Origin of the sequence: Corynebacterium sp., from assembly GCF_022712275.1 — a bacterium.
Lineage (GTDB): Bacteria > Actinomycetota > Actinomycetes > Mycobacteriales > Mycobacteriaceae > Corynebacterium.
In genome coordinates, this window is record NZ_JALAGU010000005.1 from 1 (window position 1) to 14,383 (window position 14,383).

The following is a 14,383-nucleotide window of genomic DNA, read 5'->3' on the forward strand; positions in this document are numbered from 1 at the left end:
CCCCGGTCCCTGTCCGTCTCCCGTGCGGCCCGGTCATCCCTTGCGGCCCTTCCTCTGCGGTCGGAGGGCAACAACTCCTGCGGCGACAGTCACGATAGCACCGATCACCACACAGACAAGAGACCAGGTGCGTACAGGCCTGTCCTCCCCGACCTCGACGGCCTGGGACAGCAGGGCACCGCGCTCCTCTTCCGGGGTCTCCCCGTGCAGGTCAAGCAGCAGTCCGGTCTCCGTACCGTCATCGGCCGCGTAGTAGTCGTGAAGATCCTCGCGAACCGAGACGATCATGCCGCTCGAGGGTTCCACGGCGATCTCCCGGGTGCCACTGCGGTGCAGGGTCGAGACCGTGGACGTCCCCGGCTCCCCGTCCTCTCCCGCGGTCGTGACATTCTGCGTCAGCCTGATGTGGTTCGGGTTGCCCTCCATCACCGGTTCGGCGTCCATCTCCTGGCGGAAGACGTAGACCTCGTGACCGTCGATCTCCTCTGCCCGGTCGAAGGACGCCGGCAGGGCGCGGCGCAGCAGCGTATCGAAGAACGGGTACTCGGACTGTTCCGTGTGGTGCGGGAACTTCAGCCACTGGCCGTCAACCGTGGCTTCCCCGGCCGGCGTCCCCAGCGTGTCGGCGACCTTGACGTCACCGGTGGCCGCACCGGAGAAGCGGTCCACACGCATCGTCCACACCTCGGCGTCCAGCAGGCCGACCTGGTCGCCGAGGGACTCCGCCATGTCGTCGCGCATCGTCGTGACACCCACGGTCGCCGCCGCCTCGTTGTCGTCGGCAGGATCCCCCAGGGTGACCGCGACGTTCCGCGACACCGGCCCGGTGATGACATCCGGGTCGTTCTCCCCCGCGGTCGCCAGGTAGGCCTTGCCGATCGTCGCCTCGGGATCGGACACGGTCAACTGCGTGTCCCCCAGGTCCAGCGGCACCGGACGGTCGGCGTCCACCAGGCGGGGCAGGATGAGCCCGACCCCCAGGAGGATGCACCCGAGACCCAGGGCGAGGACGGAGAGGATGCGAGACTTCGGAAGCATGCGGACCATCGTATAGGTGGTGCCTATACGGACGACCCCCGCCCTGCACACGTGGTGCAGACCGGGGGTCGCGGTGCTCCCTGACGGGAGCGGGCTCTGTAGGGAGCGCAGATTCCTCTTACTTGAGGGAGATCTTGGCGCCGGCCTCTTCGAGCTTGGCCTTGGCAGCCTCGGCGTCGTCCTTGGAAGCACCCTCGAGGATGGCCTTCGGAGCGGCCTCGACCAGCTCCTTGGCCTCCTTCAGGCCCAGACCGGAGACGATCTCGCGGACGACCTTGATGACGCCGATCTTCTTGGCGCCGGCGTCCTCGAGCACGACGTCGAACTCGTCCTTCTCTTCCTCAGCGGCACCGGCGGCCGGGGCACCGGCAGCGGCGACGGCGACCGGAGCGGCAGCGGTGACGTCGAAGGTGTCCTCGAAGAGCTTGACGAACTCAGAGAGCTCGATGAGGGTCATTTCCTTGAAAGCTTCGAGGAGCTCGTCGTTGGTGAACTTAGCCATGGTGGCTTCCTTTCGTTCATGCGCCCCACCGTAGGGTGGGACAGGGGTATACAGAGTGTGTGTTCCGCAGAGGGAAACCGCTTACGCGGCGTCCTTCTTGTCCTGGAGCGCAACGGCGAGCCGTGCGACCTGGGAAGCCGGGGCGTTGAACAGACCGGCGGCCTTGGTCGGCAGGCCCTTGAGGGCGCCGGCCAGCTTGGCCAGGGTGGTCTCGCGGTTGTCCAGCTCGGCGATTGCCTGAACCTGTGCGGCGTCGAGGATGTTGCCATCCATGTTGCCGCCCTTGATCACGAGGAGCTTGTGCTCGCCGGAGAAGGTCTTGAGGGCCTTCGCCGCGTCGACAGCCTCGCCGCGAACGAACGCGACAGCGGTCGGACCGGTCAGCTGAGCATCATCGAGCTCCACACCGGCCTGCTTGGCGGCCAGCTTGATCATGGTGTTCTTGGCGACGGAGTAGGTCACGTCGGCACCGAGGGCCTTGCGCAGCTCAGTGGTCTCGGCGACGGTCAGGCCGCGGTACTCGGTGAGGATCGCGGCGGACGCGTCCTCGAAACGGGCGGTGAGCTCCGCGACGGATGCGGTGTTCTTCGGGTTTGCCATACTCTCGCCTCCTTCCTGATGTCTGTCAGTGTCATGACCGCCGGGCCACCGGACGACGACACGCCCCGTGCCGCAGGGGCACGGGGCGTGTCGGAGCTTCGCCATCCCGGAGGGTGGGAGCTGCATGTCCTCGTGTTTCTCCTGCGCGGGCCGCCATCGTCTTCGATGGTCCTTCGCCACATCCTGTCGGGGAATCCCTGGGGACTCAGGAAAGATGCAGTGACCGACGGTCTTCGGTGAAACTTGAACGTCCGCGGGTGACCCGCGGTCAAACTTCGTGGATGAACTCTAGACGACCGGCGGCCGCACCACCAAATCGTCGGATTCAGGGACGTTCGCGCCGCCGGACAGATATCGTCTGAGAAATGAACACTCGGCTCGTCACAGACCACACGCCACGTGCCTTCACCCCGGCGTTCCTCTACTCCCAGCGCCATCCCCGCCGAATGCCCGACGGGGTCAATGACTGGGACACTCCCCTGGCGGAGTCCGGTCCCGGATCCGTCCCCGTGGTCCTCATCCATGGCACATGGATGAACAGCTACTGCACCTGGTCGCTCATCGCCCCCACCCTGGTGGACGCCGGCTACCGGGTCTTCGCGGTCAACTACGGACAGGATCCGTCGTGCTTCCTCGGTCGCCGCCGTGCCTGTTTCGGCAACGCCGGACTGCTGGACGCCCAGCCCGAGGTCGCGGCCTTCATCGACAAGGTCCTGGAGCACACCGGAGCCGCCGCTGTGGATCTCATCGGACACTCCCAGGGTGTCGCCCAGGCCCGGCTGTATCTCAGTGACTCGGGCGGAGCAGGTGACCCGGCCGCCGGCATCGCCCCGAAGGTTCACAGGGTGATCGGTTTCGCCGGTTCGAACCACGGGACCACGATGAGCGGGCTGGGGTCCCTGGGCCGTTGGAGCAAGAACCGCGGTCTCTACGGTCCGCTGCGCTCCCTCCTCGGGCGGTGCGCGGAGGACCAGATGCCGGGGTCAGCGGCCATGGCCCACATCAACCTGCACGGGGACACCGTGCCGGGCGTCGACTACACCATGCTGTGCAGCCGATACGACGAGATCGTCACCCCCTGGCGGACCCAGTTCCTGGAGGAGGGTGAGGGCGCGACGGTGCGCAATCTGCAGGTGCAGGACCACGGCAACGGCAGGGACATCAGTGACCACGTCTCGCTGCTCTACTCTCCTCGCGCGATCGACCTCATGCTCGAGGCTCTCGACCACGGTCCGGACGGTGACTACCGGGCGAACCACCCGCACGTGACCGGCCGGGTCCTCCCCTTCTGGGGGAAGATCGGCAAGAAGTAGGCCGCACTGTGTCCCGGGTCGGCTACAGCAGAACCCCCGCCGCCGTGGATGCACGGTGACGGGGGTTCAGCTGTATCCGGCGCAATCCGCCTGACGGGGAAAGACGCGGGGACGCCGCGGAAACTACGCGGTGTAGTCCTTGACCACGGACGGGTCGACCGGGATGCCCGGGCCCGAGGTGGTGGAGATGGTGACCTTCTTGAGGTAGATGCCCTTGGCCGCGGACGGCTTCTGGCGCTGCAGCTCGTCGATCAGGGCGCCGTAGTTCTCGGCGAGAGCCTGCTCGGTGAAGGAGGCCTTACCGATGACGGCGTGCAGGTTGGAGGCCTTGTCGACGCGGAAGGAGATCTTACCGCCCTTGATCTCCTGGACAGCCTTGGCGACGTCGGTGGTGACGGTGCCGGTCTTCGGGTTCGGCATCAGACCACGCGGGCCGAGGACGCGGGCGACGCGGCCGACCTTGGCCATCTGGTCCGGGGTGGCGATCGCGGCATCGAAATCGGTCCAGCCGCCCTGGATCTTCTCGATCAGCTCGGCGGTGCCGACAGCCTCAGCGCCGGCCTCTTCGGCGGCGGTGGCGTTCGGGCCCTCGGCGAAGACGATGACGCGGACGTTCTTACCGGTGCCGTTGGGCAGGGAGACGGTGCCGCGGACCAGCTGGTCAGCCTTGCGGGGGTCGACGCCCAGGCGGACGGCGACGTCGACGGTGGCGTCGAAGTTCTTGGAGGAGGTCTCCTTGGCCAGCTTGGTGGCCTCGAGCGGACGGTAGATACGACCGGCGTCGATCTTCTCTGCGGCGGCCTTGAAAGCCTTGGACTTGGTGCTCATTGGGGTTCCAATCAGTGGAATCGGACTGTGGTGCGGGCCGAAGCGGGCCCTGCCACGGTATGTAGGGGTGGTGCACGGCCGGAATGACCCGGCCGGTCTAGCTCAGTGACCTGTGCTCAGGCCGGGCCGTTACGCCGGGGCGCCGGTGACGACGATGCCCATGGAACGGGCGGTGCCGGCGATGATGCGGGCGCCGTTCTCCAGGTCGTTGGCGTTGATGTCCTCGAACTTGGTCTCGGCGATCTCCCGGCACTGGGCCCAGGTGACCTCACCGACCTTGTCGGTGTGGGGGACGCCGGAGCCCTTCTGGATACCGGCGGCCTTCAGCAGCAGCTTGGCTGCCGGCGGGGTCTTCAGCTTGAAGTCGAAGCTACGGTCCTCGTAGACGGTGATCTCGACCGGGATGACGTTGCCGCGCTGGGACTCGGTCGCCGCGTTGTAGGCCTTGCAGAACTCCATGATGTTGACGCCGTGCGCACCCAGCGCCGGGCCGACCGGCGGGGCCGGGTTAGCGGCGCCAGCCTGGATCTGGAGCTTGATGAGGCCGGTGACCTTCTTCTTCTTCGCCATGTTGCACCTCTTCACGTGGTATCAGGCACCCTCGGCTCCCCCGTGGCGACAGGGGAACGGCCTGACCGGATGCCGGACTGGTTACCGGCCACCGGGTGGAATGTATGTACTGCTGCCCGACGGAGAATCCTGGTGGACGAATCCTACGGGCAACCGGAGAGAGCTTAGTTGAGCTTCTCGACCTGGTCAAACTCCAGCTCGACCGGGGTCTCGCGGCCGAAGATGGAGACCAGGGCCTTGAGCTTGCTGTTCGCGGCGTCGATCTCTGAGATGGTCGCGGAGACCGAGGCGAACGGACCGGAGAGGACGGTGACGGACTCGCCGACCTCGTAGTCGACCTCGACCTGGTTGGCGGTCGGGGTCGGTGCCATGGCCACACCGGTGGCGGAGACGTCGACACCGGACGCGGAATCGGCACCCTCGGCGTCCTCCGGGACGGTGGCGGTCTCCGGCGGAAGCAGGAACTTGGCGACCTCGCGGATCTTCACCGGGGTCGGCTCGCCGGCGTTGCCGACGAAGGAGGTGACGCCCGGGGTGTCACGGATGACGGACCAGGACGGGTCGTCCAGCTCGACGCGGACCAGGACGTAGCCCGGCAGCAGCTTCTGCTTGACGATCTTCTTCTTGCCGTCCTTGACCTGGGTGACCTCTTCGATCGGGACGACGACCTCATGGATCTGCTGGTCCACACCGAGGGTCTGGGCGCGCATCTCCAGGTTGGTCTTCACCTTGTTCTCGTAGCCCGAGTAGCACTGGATGATGTACCAGCTGCCCGGCAGCTTCTTCAGGGCACGCATGAACTCGCGCAGGCGGGTCTTGTAGGCCTCGAGGGCCGCGTCCTCGGCGGAGACCGGGGCCTCCTCGCCGTCGGACTCGCCGGCCTGGCCGGCCTGAGCCTGAAGGTCGGAGACCGACTGCTGGACGTCCTCCTGGGCGGCGGCGGCCAGACCCTCGGCACTGAGCTTGTCGGCCTGGGCCTCGTTCTGCTCACTCATCGGTGGATCCTTTCCAAGTCTGTGGCGGTGACGGGATGACACCCGGGCCGTTGTCGGCCCCCGCATGAAAAATCCGCCTCGCCGGTAGGGCGGAGGCGGTCATGATCTGCTGCAATCTTACCACGGTCAGAAGCCGAAGATGAACTCCACGCCTTCGTGCGTGAGGAAGTCCACGGAGGCACAGAGAGCGACCATGATCACCAGGAAGATGATGGTGATGATGGTGGAGGAGACCATTTCGCGACCGGTCGGCCAGATGACCTTCTTCATCTCACGGCCGACGGAACCGGCGTAGGCGACGGGACCACGGGCCGGCTTGCGTCCGCCGTCATCGGTGACGCGGGTGGCCGCGACCTTGGCGGTGGCGCCCTTCTCAGCGTTCTCGATCTGACGCTTGCCGGACGGCCGGAGTCGGTCGTTCGTGGTGTTCTCGTCGCTCACGCGTGAAGCTCCTTCAACGTAGTAGTCCCCGGCCCAGGGTAACCGAATTCTGTTTTCGGTGCCCCCGGACCGGGGATCAGTGCAGGGGCGACAGGACTTGAACCTGCAACCTGCGGTTTTGGAGACCGCTGCTCTGCCAATTGAGCCACGCCCCTAAAAGGTGCGACCCACCGTCGCTGCGGTGAGCACTCGGGAAGTGTAGCAGTTCTGTCTGAGCGGCCACAAATGAGGTGGACGGCCACGCGACCCCTCCCTCCGGGCAGTGGGCGGGACAGCGGAAGGGCCCGGCACCATGATGGTGCCGGGCCCTTCCCGGTGGTAGCGATGCGGAGGATCGAACTCCGGACCTCACGATTATGAGTCGTGCGCTCTAACCATCTGAGCTACACCGCCACTGTCACTCGCGGTCATCGCAAAATGACTGGAGCCCCCTGACAGAATCGAACTGTCGACCTTTTCCTTACCATGGAAACGCTCTGCCGACTGAGCTAAGGGGGCACGCTCTGCAACTCCCGGCGCCTGCGCCGTTCGTCTGAAGCCTGGGATAGCATAACCAGTGACCCCACACCGGAACAAATCATCAGGTCACGGCGCGAATCGAGGAGTTGCTGCGCGTACGGTCAGCCCCATTCACCGCGTCCGATGCGGCACCCCGGAACGCACCGCGCACATTGTGGGGGAGCCAGGCGATGTCGGCATCACGCAGCCGGAGGTGGCTCCGCCCCTCTCCCCACCGACCTCAGACTGCGCGATGCGGACCTAGACCTGATGCGGGACGTAGACCTGACGCACCCCCACAGACCCCGCACACAGAGAAACCGCCTCCCGGACTCAGTCCGGAAGGCGGTTCATCCTGGTGTCTCAACCAGTGCCAGGTAAAGGATTCGAACCTTTGAAGGCAATGCCGGCGGATTTACAGTCCGCTCCCTTTGGCCGCTCGGGCAACCTGGCAAGCACTTGTCGGTGCGCCGGATACGTTACTACGAACCCTGTAGTCCAGCGCAACTCTGCAGGTCAGACACAGTAAATTGACGGATCTACCAGCCCGGTCCCGCGGCGGTCAGCCCAGTCGAGCGAGCGAGTAGTTCATCAGCCGGCGCAGCGCGGTCGTCACCGGGTTCTCCGGCAGCAGAGCCAACTCCGCCTCGCCGAGATCCCGGTACCGCTCGACGTCCGCCAGGGACCGCTCACGGCCGTCGGACGCGCGGATGAGGGTCAGCGCCTCGTCGACGAGTGCATCGTCGGTCACCGGCCCGGTGAGGATCTCCCGGAGCCGCTCCCCACCCGGGGTCTGCTCGCGCATCGCGTAGAGCACCGGCAGGGTGAACACGCCCTCGCGTAGGTCGGTCCCCGGTGTCTTGCCGGACGCCTCCGGATCGGACCACACGTCGATGATGTCGTCGACGATCTGGAAGACCTGGCCGAGGTGGCGCCCGAAGCGGAACAGGGCGTCCCGCTCCTCGGCCGGGGCGCCGCCGTGCGTGGAGCCGAGGAAGCCGGCGGAGGCGATGAGCACACCGGTCTTCTCCTGGATGACGGTCATGTAGTGCTCCACCGGGTCCTCGCCCTCGGGGCAGCCGACGGTCTCACGCATCTGGCCGGTGACCAGCTCACCGAAGGTCTCGGCGAAGTGACGCACGGTGTCCGGGCCCAGGTCGGCCATGATGGACGAGGCGACGGCGAAGATGAAGTCCCCGGCGAGGATGGCGACGGAGTTGTCCCACCGGGCGTTCGCACTCTCGGAGCCGCGACGGCGGTCGGCCTCGTCCATGACGTCGTCGTGGTAGAGCGTAGCCAGATGGGTCAGCTCGACGACGACCGCGGCGTTCACCACGGTCTGCGAGGCAGTCTCCGGGGTCGAGCCGTAGCGCGACGCCAGCAGGGCGAACATCGGCCGGAAGCGCTTCCCGCCGGCCAGTGCCAGGTGCTGCACCTTGTCCGTGAGGAAACTCTCCCCGGTCGACAGGGAATCCTGCAGGGTCGACTCCACCCGGGTCATTCCCTCGGCGATGAAGTCGTTGAGGGCGGCGTCCCCCAGGTCCAACCCCATCTGTTCACCGGAGTTAGTGCGTGCCATGAATTTCGTAGCCTCTGTCCGTCGTCCGTCAGTCACCGTGTCGCCTGTGCAAGGTCATCGCGTATTTCACGCATGGTCCGGCTCAGTCGCACACTGAGGACCAACCATATCCCAGCAACCGCCGTGGTTCCTATACCGCCGTCCCGGTCCCGTGCCACAATGTCCCCTTGTGAACACCTCTGCGCTGCCGTCCGAGCTCCCGACAGACTGCCCCCTCCTCGTCATCGGAGGTGGCCCCGCCGGAGCCGCGACCGCCGCCACGGCCGCACTGGCGGGGATGGACGTCACCGTCGTCGACATGCAGGATTTCCCGCGCGACAAGACCTGCGGCGACGGCCTCACCCCACGGGCCGTCCATGCCCTGACCCGGCTCTGGGGCGGCGACCCGGCGGCAGCGTCTCCCCGTACCGGGACCACCGGCGTCCTGGAAGGACGCCCCGCGATCCGTGGTCTCGCCCTCCACGGCTTCGGCGGCTCGGTGAAGACCCCGTGGCCTGACCTGCCCGCCTTCCCGCCGCAGGGGTCGGCGGTACCCCGCACACAGTTGGACTCCGCCCTGCTCGACTTCGCGGCGGATGCCGGCGCCAGTGTCGTCACCGGATGGAAGGCCGTCGATGTGACGATGACCGGCGCGTCCACCGCCGGTGTCGTGGAGTCCGTCACCTTCCGACGGGGACGCGAGGAGCGCACGGTGCGCTGCGCCACACTCGTGCTGGCTGAGGGGGTGCGCAGTGGAATCGCCAGGAAGCTCGGAGTGCAGTGGCTGCGCGGCATGGTGCACGGCATCGCCGCCCGTTCCTACTGCCCCACCCCGCGCGGCGACGATCCGTGGATCCATTCGCACCTGGAGCTGCGGGACGCCGACGGCACCGCGCAGCCGGGCTACGGGTGGATCTTCCCGCTCGGTGGTGGTGCCGACGGTGGACCCGGCGGCGTCAACCTCGGCTGCGGCGCACTGTCGACCTCGACGCGTCCCGCAAAGGTCAACGTGAAGAAGCTGCTCTTCCACTACGCCGACCGGGTCCGCGACGAGTGGGAACTCGGCGAGCCGGAGGACATCGCCTCGGCCCTGCTGCCGATGGGTGGTGCGGTGACCCGCGTCGCCGGTGTGAACTGGGCGTCCGTCGGTGACACCGCCGCGCTGGTCAACCCGCTCAACGGCGAGGGCATCGACTACGCCCTCGAGTCCGCCCAGGATCTCGTGGAGTTTCTGCCGGACGCCGCCCGATCCTCCCGTGGTCTCGCCGACGTCTGGCCCGCCCACCTGCGTCGGAGCTACGGGGACGCCTTCTCGCTCGCCCGGCGCGCCGCGACCCTGTTGACGATGCCGGGCCTGTTGTCCGCGGTCGGCCCGCTGGGTTTCCGCGGCCCCCTGGCCCCGCGGCTGATGGGTGCGGCCACCCGGCTGATGGGAAATCTCATCACGCCGGAGGACCGGGATCTCACGGCACGGGCATGGCTGACCGCCGGGAAACTCTCGGTCGGTCACGACCGGTTCCGGCACCCGGAGTCCCGCCCCCTGTTCGGTGCCTGATCCCCTGCCGCAGCGTCAGGCGTCCAGCGGCTTCGTCGCGCTGTGCAGCGCGGTGATGCCGAAGGTGAGATTCTGCCAGCCGCAGCCCTCCCAGCCGTTGTCGTTGACGATCCCCGCCAGCTCCTCCTGCTCGGGCCAGGCGCGGATCGATTCGGCGAGGTAGACGTACGCCTCCGCATTGGAGGACACCGCCTTCGCCACCGCCGGGAGCGCCCGCATGAGGTACTCCTTGTAGACCGTGGAGAACACCGGGACGACCGGGGTGGAGAACTCGCAGACGGTGAGCTTTCCCCCGGGCTTCGTCACCCGGGCCATTTCGCGCAGGCCGGCGGCGGGGTCGACGATATTGCGCAGGCCGAAACTGATGGTCACGGCGTCGAAGGTGCTGTCGGCGAAGGGCAGGTTCATGCCGTCGCCGCAGACCTTCGGCACGTCCCTCTCGTGGCCGGCGGCGAGCATGCCCTGGGAGAAGTCACAGGCCACGCACCAGGCGCCGGACCCGGTGAGCTCCACCGTGGAGACCGCGGTGCCGGCGGCGAGGTCGAGGACCTTGTCACCGGGGCCGAGGCCGAGGCGCCGACGGGTGCGCTTCCGCCACAACCGGTCCTGCCCGAAGGACAGGACGGTGTTGGTGAGGTCGTAGTTCTTACCGACGGCGTCGAACATCGTGGCGACGTCGTGCGGATCCTTCTCCAGGCTGGCTCGCGACATGTCAGACCACTCTAGTGGCAGTCACCGCGAAGCCCCGCCCCGGGCGTCCTCCCCGGCCACCTCCCGGTACACCTCCACCAGCTCACCGCACAGTGCCGGCCAGGTCCGGTGGAGGACACCGGCCCGCGCGGCGTCCGCCATCCGGTCATGGTCGGGCCCGGCGAGGCGGGCCACGGCATCCGGCAGATCCGCTTCGAAGGACGCCACCTCGAGCAGTTCACCGTTCACCCCCGGCTCCACGAGGTCGAGGGGGCCGCCGGCCGCAGGGGCGACGGTGGGGACCCCCGACGCGAGGGCCTCCTGGATGCCCTGGCAGAAAGTCTCGAACTCGCCGGGGTGCACGAACACGTCGAGACTGGCGTACGCCTCGGCCAGATCCGTGCCGCGCAGTTCACCGGTGAACACGGCCTCCGGAAGGAGGGACTGCAGTGCCTGTCGTTCAGGGCCCTCCCCCACCACCACGAGCCGGATGCCGGGGTCGGCGGCCAGGGCGCGCAGCCGTTGGACGTTCTTCTCACTGGCGAGACGCCCCACATAGCCGACGAGTGTCCGGGTGCCGGAAGGATCCCAGCGTCCCCGCAGGTCGTTGCTGCACCGGGAAGGGTTGAAGAGGTCGGCGTCCACCCCGCGGGCCCAGCGGCGGACGCAGCGGACGCCGTGGTCGGTGAGCATCCCGGCCGTCGCCGAGGACGGGGCGAGCGTGACCGCAGCGTGGTTGTGGATCTGGCGGACGACCCCCCATGCGCCGACGCGCAGAGCAGGGCGGATGAAGCCCAGGTCGTACTGGTCGACATAGCCCGGGACGTCAGTCTGGTAAACCGCCACGGTCGGGATGCGCAGAGCCCACGCCGCGACGGCACCCCCTGCGCCGAGCACGAACGGACTGGCCAGGTGGATGACATCCGGGCGGAACCTACGCAGCGTCTTCACCAGGGCCGGGGCCGGGACGCCGATCGGCAGCGAGGGAATGCGCGGCAGATACAGCGCCGGAACACGGACCACGGGGAAACCCTCGTAGTGCGTGACGGCGTCGAGCCCGTCGCGTCGTTCGCCCCGGGTGAGACCAGGGGCGATGACGACCGCCTCATGGCCGGTGCACCGCAGCTGCTCGAGGATCCGCAGGACTGAGTTGACGACCCCGTTGACCTGGGGGAGGAAACTCTCGGCGACGACAGCGACGCGCAGCGGACCGGGGTCGGTCATCGCCGGAACCACCAGCGCACCGTGCCGGCGAGCAGCGCGGCAATGACCGTGCAGACCGCCCAGGAAGAGACGGCGGGGAGGAAGGCGAGGGTCCAGGTGCGGCCCGCGACCTTCACATTGTCCGGGTCATCGCGCTGGTACTCGACCTTCACCCGGTCGCCGACGGAGAGCCCGCCGGGGTACTTCAGGCCGGTCCCCGGGGAATGGTAGCGGCCCTGGTCATCGGGGAAACGGACCAACGTCTTCGACCCGGTGGACAGGACCTCCGCGGTGGAGGTGCCGCGGTCGTGGCTGATGTGCCAGTCACCGATCGCCGCAGTGACGACGAGGGATCCGCAGATGATACAGGCGAGCAGGTAGACGGCGAGCAGTCCCTGGACGAGGCGGCGGTGCACCGTGGTGCGCGACGGACGCGGCAGATCCAGCATGCTGGCGACCGGGTGACGCCACCGGTTGCGCCGTCGCTCCTCAGCCAGTGCCTCAGCGGTGGGCACGCTCACCTGCACTCCGTCAGTCACGGCGTCCACCCGCGGTCAGCGTCGTCTGCTCCCGCAGTGTCGCGTGCAGGGCAGCCCGCGGCGCCCGCCGGACCACGGCCTCGATGACGAGCAGGCCGTCGGTGTAACCCTCGGCGTGCTCGTCGAGGGCGGCGATGAGCTCCTGCAGGTTCTCCACCCGCCGGTGGGCGACGCCGTGTCCCTCACAGAGCGCCCCCAGGTCGACACCGGTGGGTGTGCCGAAGACGCGGTCGAAGGCGTCCGCCCCGTCGTCGAAGGTGCGCAGGCCCCGGTTGCCGGCCTCGAGGGTCTCGAAGATCGCGCCGCCGTCGTCGTTGGAGACCACGACCACGAGATTGTCCGGGCGCGGCTCGCCGGGGCCGACAGTGAAACCGTTCATGTCGTGCAGCACGGTGAGGTCACCCATCAGAGCGACGGTGCGCGGGGCACGGACCAGTTCCCGGTGCTCACTGGCGTGGGCCAGGGCCACACCGACAGCGGTCGAGACGGTGCCGTCGATGCCTGCAGCGCCACGGTTGGACACCGCCCATACACCGTCGAAAGGCAGTCCGGCCAACGAGGCGTCCCGCACGGCGGAGGATGCGCCGAGGACCAGGGCGTCCCCGTCACGCAGGGCATCGGTGACCGCGGCGGCGACATGCAGGCCGGTGAAGTCCTCGCCGGCGAGCAGGTCCTGCATCACGTCGACGGCGACCCCGCTGGCGGCCTCGCAGACCTTGAGCCAGCCGGCGGGGTGCTCACCGGTGAGGGTGACGCCGCGTCCCCACTCGCGGACGGTGTGGGCGAGGTCGGGGATGACGTCCCGGTCGGTCAGCGCGACCACACGGACCGCCGGGTCGGCCAACAGGCGGGAGACGCTCCGGTGCAGGGTGGGGCGTCCGACGAGCACGATCTGTTCGGGACGCAGCTGGGCGGACTGCCCCGTTGCTGCCGTTGCTTCTGTTGCGCTGTCGTCGGAGACGGTGCCGCTGAACAGGCCGGCAGCCGCCGGGTGCACCGGAGTGCCCGGGGCGGGCGCGGTGGGCTCGGCGATGGTGGGGACGTCGGCGAGGGTATCGAGGACCCGTGTGGCCCAGGTGCGGTCGCGGACATCCCCGACGATGACGAGGGTGCGCTTCGACAGGTCGACGGTGACGCACGGGGACTCAGGGAGTGTGGCGCGGACCGGGGCGGCACTGCGGGGCAGGGCGATGGAGGGCCGGGCGGCGGCGCGCCAGGGGGTGTCGGTGCTGCCGGTGGTGGTGCTGTCGGCGTCACGCATCTCCTCGACAGCGATCCGTGCGGCCAGCGACACATCAGCGGTGGAGCCGGGCACCAGCGGCTCGACGAAGTGCACGTTGAGCTGCACTCCCCCCGCGCGCACACCGCCCCCGAACAGGTCGAGCGCCGAGGTGACGACACGGTCGACGATCGTGCGGACCTCCCGGTGGTCGGGCCGGTCGTGCAGTGCGGCGGCGAGGCTCACGGAGTTCACGGCGTGTGCCCCGAAGATCCCTGACTGCGCGATGGTCTGGTTCGCGCCGGTGCCCTGGTAGCTCACCGGACGGTCGGCGGAGAGGATCAGCAGCGGGACGCCGGACGCGGTGGCCTCCACCATCGCCGGCAGACAGTTCGCCACGGCGGTGCCAGAGGTCATGATGACCGGGACCGGACGTCCACTGCGTCGGGCCATGCCCAGTGCGAGGAAGGACGCCGAGCGTTCGTCTGTCCTGACGTGCAGTCGGAGCCGGTGGGTACGGTCGGCTTCAGCGAGAGCCAGGGCCAGGGCTGCGGAACGGGACCCCGGGCAGACGACAGCCTCACGGACCCCGGCGCGCACCAGTTCGTCGACGATCACGGCCGCGACCAGGGTTGCCGGAGTGATGGTGCGGTCTCCGGCGGTGGCGGTGGAGTCTACGCGGTCTGCGTCGTGCTCGGTGTCGTGCTCGGTGTCGTGCTCAGGATCGTGCTCAGGGCGTTCGTCAGTCACGCCCCTGACGCTACCCGTCGTCAGCCCCTGACCGGGCATTCAGCCGACCCTGACCCGGGTGGCATCCCCTTCGCCACAGCGGCA

The 14,383-nt window shown here is 68.2% G+C and carries 14 protein-coding genes and 4 tRNA genes; 2 read left to right on the top strand and 16 right to left on the bottom strand.

The genetic code is table 11. The features are described 5' to 3' along the window. Positions 1-33: 33 nt before the first annotated feature. The 3 genes from Q0A27_RS00565 to rplJ all read right to left on the bottom strand — a co-directional run bounded on the left by Q0A27_RS00565 (position 34) and on the right by rplJ (position 2,140). Positions 34-1,038: a DUF3068 domain-containing protein gene (locus tag Q0A27_RS00565; RefSeq protein WP_291473148.1), complete on the bottom strand. Its 1,005-nt coding sequence runs from the start codon at positions 1,036-1,038 to the stop codon at positions 34-36. 118 nt (positions 1,039-1,156) lie between these two features. Next, the gene (gene rplL, locus Q0A27_RS00570; RefSeq protein WP_014010909.1) at positions 1,157-1,540 is read right to left on the bottom strand and encodes a 50S ribosomal protein L7/L12; all 384 of its coding nucleotides are present in this window, start codon (positions 1,538-1,540) and stop codon (positions 1,157-1,159) included. An 81-nt stretch (positions 1,541-1,621) separates the two neighbouring features. Then, entirely contained in the window at positions 1,622-2,140 is a 519-nt protein-coding gene (gene rplJ / locus Q0A27_RS00575; protein ID WP_288630546.1) for a 50S ribosomal protein L10, read from the bottom strand. Between the two features lie 365 nt (positions 2,141-2,505). On the opposite strand from rplJ, the gene Q0A27_RS00580 reads away from it, so the two are divergent. Next, positions 2,506-3,453, top strand: a complete 948-nt coding sequence (locus tag Q0A27_RS00580; protein WP_291473149.1) for an alpha/beta fold hydrolase — start codon at positions 2,506-2,508, stop codon at positions 3,451-3,453. A 123-nt stretch (positions 3,454-3,576) separates the two neighbouring features. Here Q0A27_RS00580 and rplA read toward each other — a convergent pair whose 3' ends face one another. The 9 genes from rplA to Q0A27_RS00625 all read right to left on the bottom strand — a co-directional run bounded on the left by rplA (position 3,577) and on the right by Q0A27_RS00625 (position 8,364). After that, positions 3,577-4,281 carry a 50S ribosomal protein L1 gene (gene rplA, locus Q0A27_RS00585; RefSeq protein WP_291473150.1) on the bottom strand — a complete coding sequence of 235 codons (705 nt, stop codon included), beginning with the start codon at positions 4,279-4,281 and terminating at the stop codon, positions 3,577-3,579. Between the two features lie 129 nt (positions 4,282-4,410). Beyond that, positions 4,411-4,851 carry a 50S ribosomal protein L11 gene (rplK, locus tag Q0A27_RS00590; RefSeq protein WP_014010913.1) on the bottom strand — a complete coding sequence of 147 codons (441 nt, stop codon included), beginning with the start codon at positions 4,849-4,851 and terminating at the stop codon, positions 4,411-4,413. A 164-nt stretch (positions 4,852-5,015) separates the two neighbouring features. Next, a complete protein-coding gene (gene nusG / locus Q0A27_RS00595; protein ID WP_291473151.1) occupies positions 5,016-5,846 on the bottom strand; it encodes a transcription termination/antitermination protein NusG in 831 nt (276 codons plus the stop codon). 126 nt (positions 5,847-5,972) lie between these two features. Next, positions 5,973-6,287, bottom strand: a complete 315-nt coding sequence (gene secE, locus Q0A27_RS00600; protein ID WP_291473152.1) for a preprotein translocase subunit SecE — start codon at positions 6,285-6,287, stop codon at positions 5,973-5,975. 82 nt (positions 6,288-6,369) lie between these two features. Next, a tRNA-Trp gene (locus tag Q0A27_RS00605) sits at positions 6,370-6,442 on the bottom strand. Between the two features lie 161 nt (positions 6,443-6,603). Further along, a tRNA-Met gene (locus tag Q0A27_RS00610) sits at positions 6,604-6,680 on the bottom strand. Between the two features lie 29 nt (positions 6,681-6,709). Beyond that, a tRNA-Thr gene (locus Q0A27_RS00615) sits at positions 6,710-6,785 on the bottom strand. Positions 6,786-7,156: 371 nt separating this feature from the next. Beyond that, positions 7,157-7,238 (bottom strand) — tRNA-Tyr (locus Q0A27_RS00620). 109 nt (positions 7,239-7,347) lie between these two features. Continuing rightward, on the bottom strand, positions 7,348-8,364 hold the full coding sequence (locus tag Q0A27_RS00625; protein ID WP_291473153.1) for a polyprenyl synthetase family protein: 1,017 nt from the start codon (positions 8,362-8,364) through the stop codon (positions 7,348-7,350). A 169-nt stretch (positions 8,365-8,533) separates the two neighbouring features. Between Q0A27_RS00625 and Q0A27_RS00630 the strand changes: the two genes are divergently transcribed. Beyond that, positions 8,534-9,898: a geranylgeranyl reductase family protein gene (locus Q0A27_RS00630; RefSeq protein WP_291473154.1), complete on the top strand. Its 1,365-nt coding sequence runs from the start codon at positions 8,534-8,536 to the stop codon at positions 9,896-9,898. 15 nt (positions 9,899-9,913) lie between these two features. Here the strand turns inward: Q0A27_RS00630 and Q0A27_RS00635 are convergent, their stop codons facing one another. Genes Q0A27_RS00635 through menD form a run of 4 tightly spaced genes read right to left on the bottom strand, consistent with a single transcriptional unit; the run spans position 9,914 to position 14,299 of the window. Then, positions 9,914-10,609, bottom strand: coding sequence for a demethylmenaquinone methyltransferase (locus Q0A27_RS00635; protein ID WP_291473155.1), 696 nt, complete (start codon positions 10,607-10,609; stop codon positions 9,914-9,916). Between the two features lie 21 nt (positions 10,610-10,630). Continuing rightward, on the bottom strand, positions 10,631-11,794 hold the full coding sequence (locus tag Q0A27_RS00640) for a glycosyltransferase family 4 protein (RefSeq protein WP_367273297.1): 1,164 nt from the start codon (positions 11,792-11,794) through the stop codon (positions 10,631-10,633). 14 nt (positions 11,795-11,808) lie between these two features. Next, positions 11,809-12,330: a DUF3592 domain-containing protein gene (locus Q0A27_RS00645; RefSeq protein WP_291473157.1), complete on the bottom strand. Its 522-nt coding sequence runs from the start codon at positions 12,328-12,330 to the stop codon at positions 11,809-11,811. Further along, positions 12,323-14,299, bottom strand: coding sequence for a 2-succinyl-5-enolpyruvyl-6-hydroxy-3-cyclohexene-1-carboxylic-acid synthase (gene menD / locus Q0A27_RS00650; RefSeq protein WP_367273296.1), 1,977 nt, complete (start codon positions 14,297-14,299; stop codon positions 12,323-12,325). The genes Q0A27_RS00645 and menD overlap by 8 nt, the downstream gene beginning before the upstream one ends. Positions 14,300-14,383: the final 84 nt, after the last annotated feature.

Excerpts from the sequence above, each read along its gene's own strand:
- rplJ (WP_288630546.1), bottom strand. The coding sequence starts at position 2,140 with ATGGCAAACCCGAAGAACACCGCATCCGTCGCGGAGCTCACCGCCCGT.
- Q0A27_RS00625 (WP_291473153.1), bottom strand. The coding sequence starts at position 8,364 with ATGGCACGCACTAACTCCGGTGAACAGATGGGGTTGGACCTGGGGGAC.
- nusG (WP_291473151.1), bottom strand. The coding sequence starts at position 5,846 with ATGAGTGAGCAGAACGAGGCCCAGGCCGACAAGCTCAGTGCCGAGGGT.
- Q0A27_RS00635 (WP_291473155.1), bottom strand. The coding sequence starts at position 10,609 with ATGTCGCGAGCCAGCCTGGAGAAGGATCCGCACGACGTCGCCACGATG.
- Q0A27_RS00565 (WP_291473148.1), bottom strand. The coding sequence starts at position 1,038 with ATGCTTCCGAAGTCTCGCATCCTCTCCGTCCTCGCCCTGGGTCTCGGG.
- rplK (WP_014010913.1), bottom strand. The coding sequence starts at position 4,851 with ATGGCGAAGAAGAAGAAGGTCACCGGCCTCATCAAGCTCCAGATCCAG.
- Q0A27_RS00580 (WP_291473149.1), top strand. The coding sequence starts at position 2,506 with ATGAACACTCGGCTCGTCACAGACCACACGCCACGTGCCTTCACCCCG.
- rplL (WP_014010909.1), bottom strand. The coding sequence starts at position 1,540 with ATGGCTAAGTTCACCAACGACGAGCTCCTCGAAGCTTTCAAGGAAATG.
- rplA (WP_291473150.1), bottom strand. The coding sequence starts at position 4,281 with ATGAGCACCAAGTCCAAGGCTTTCAAGGCCGCCGCAGAGAAGATCGAC.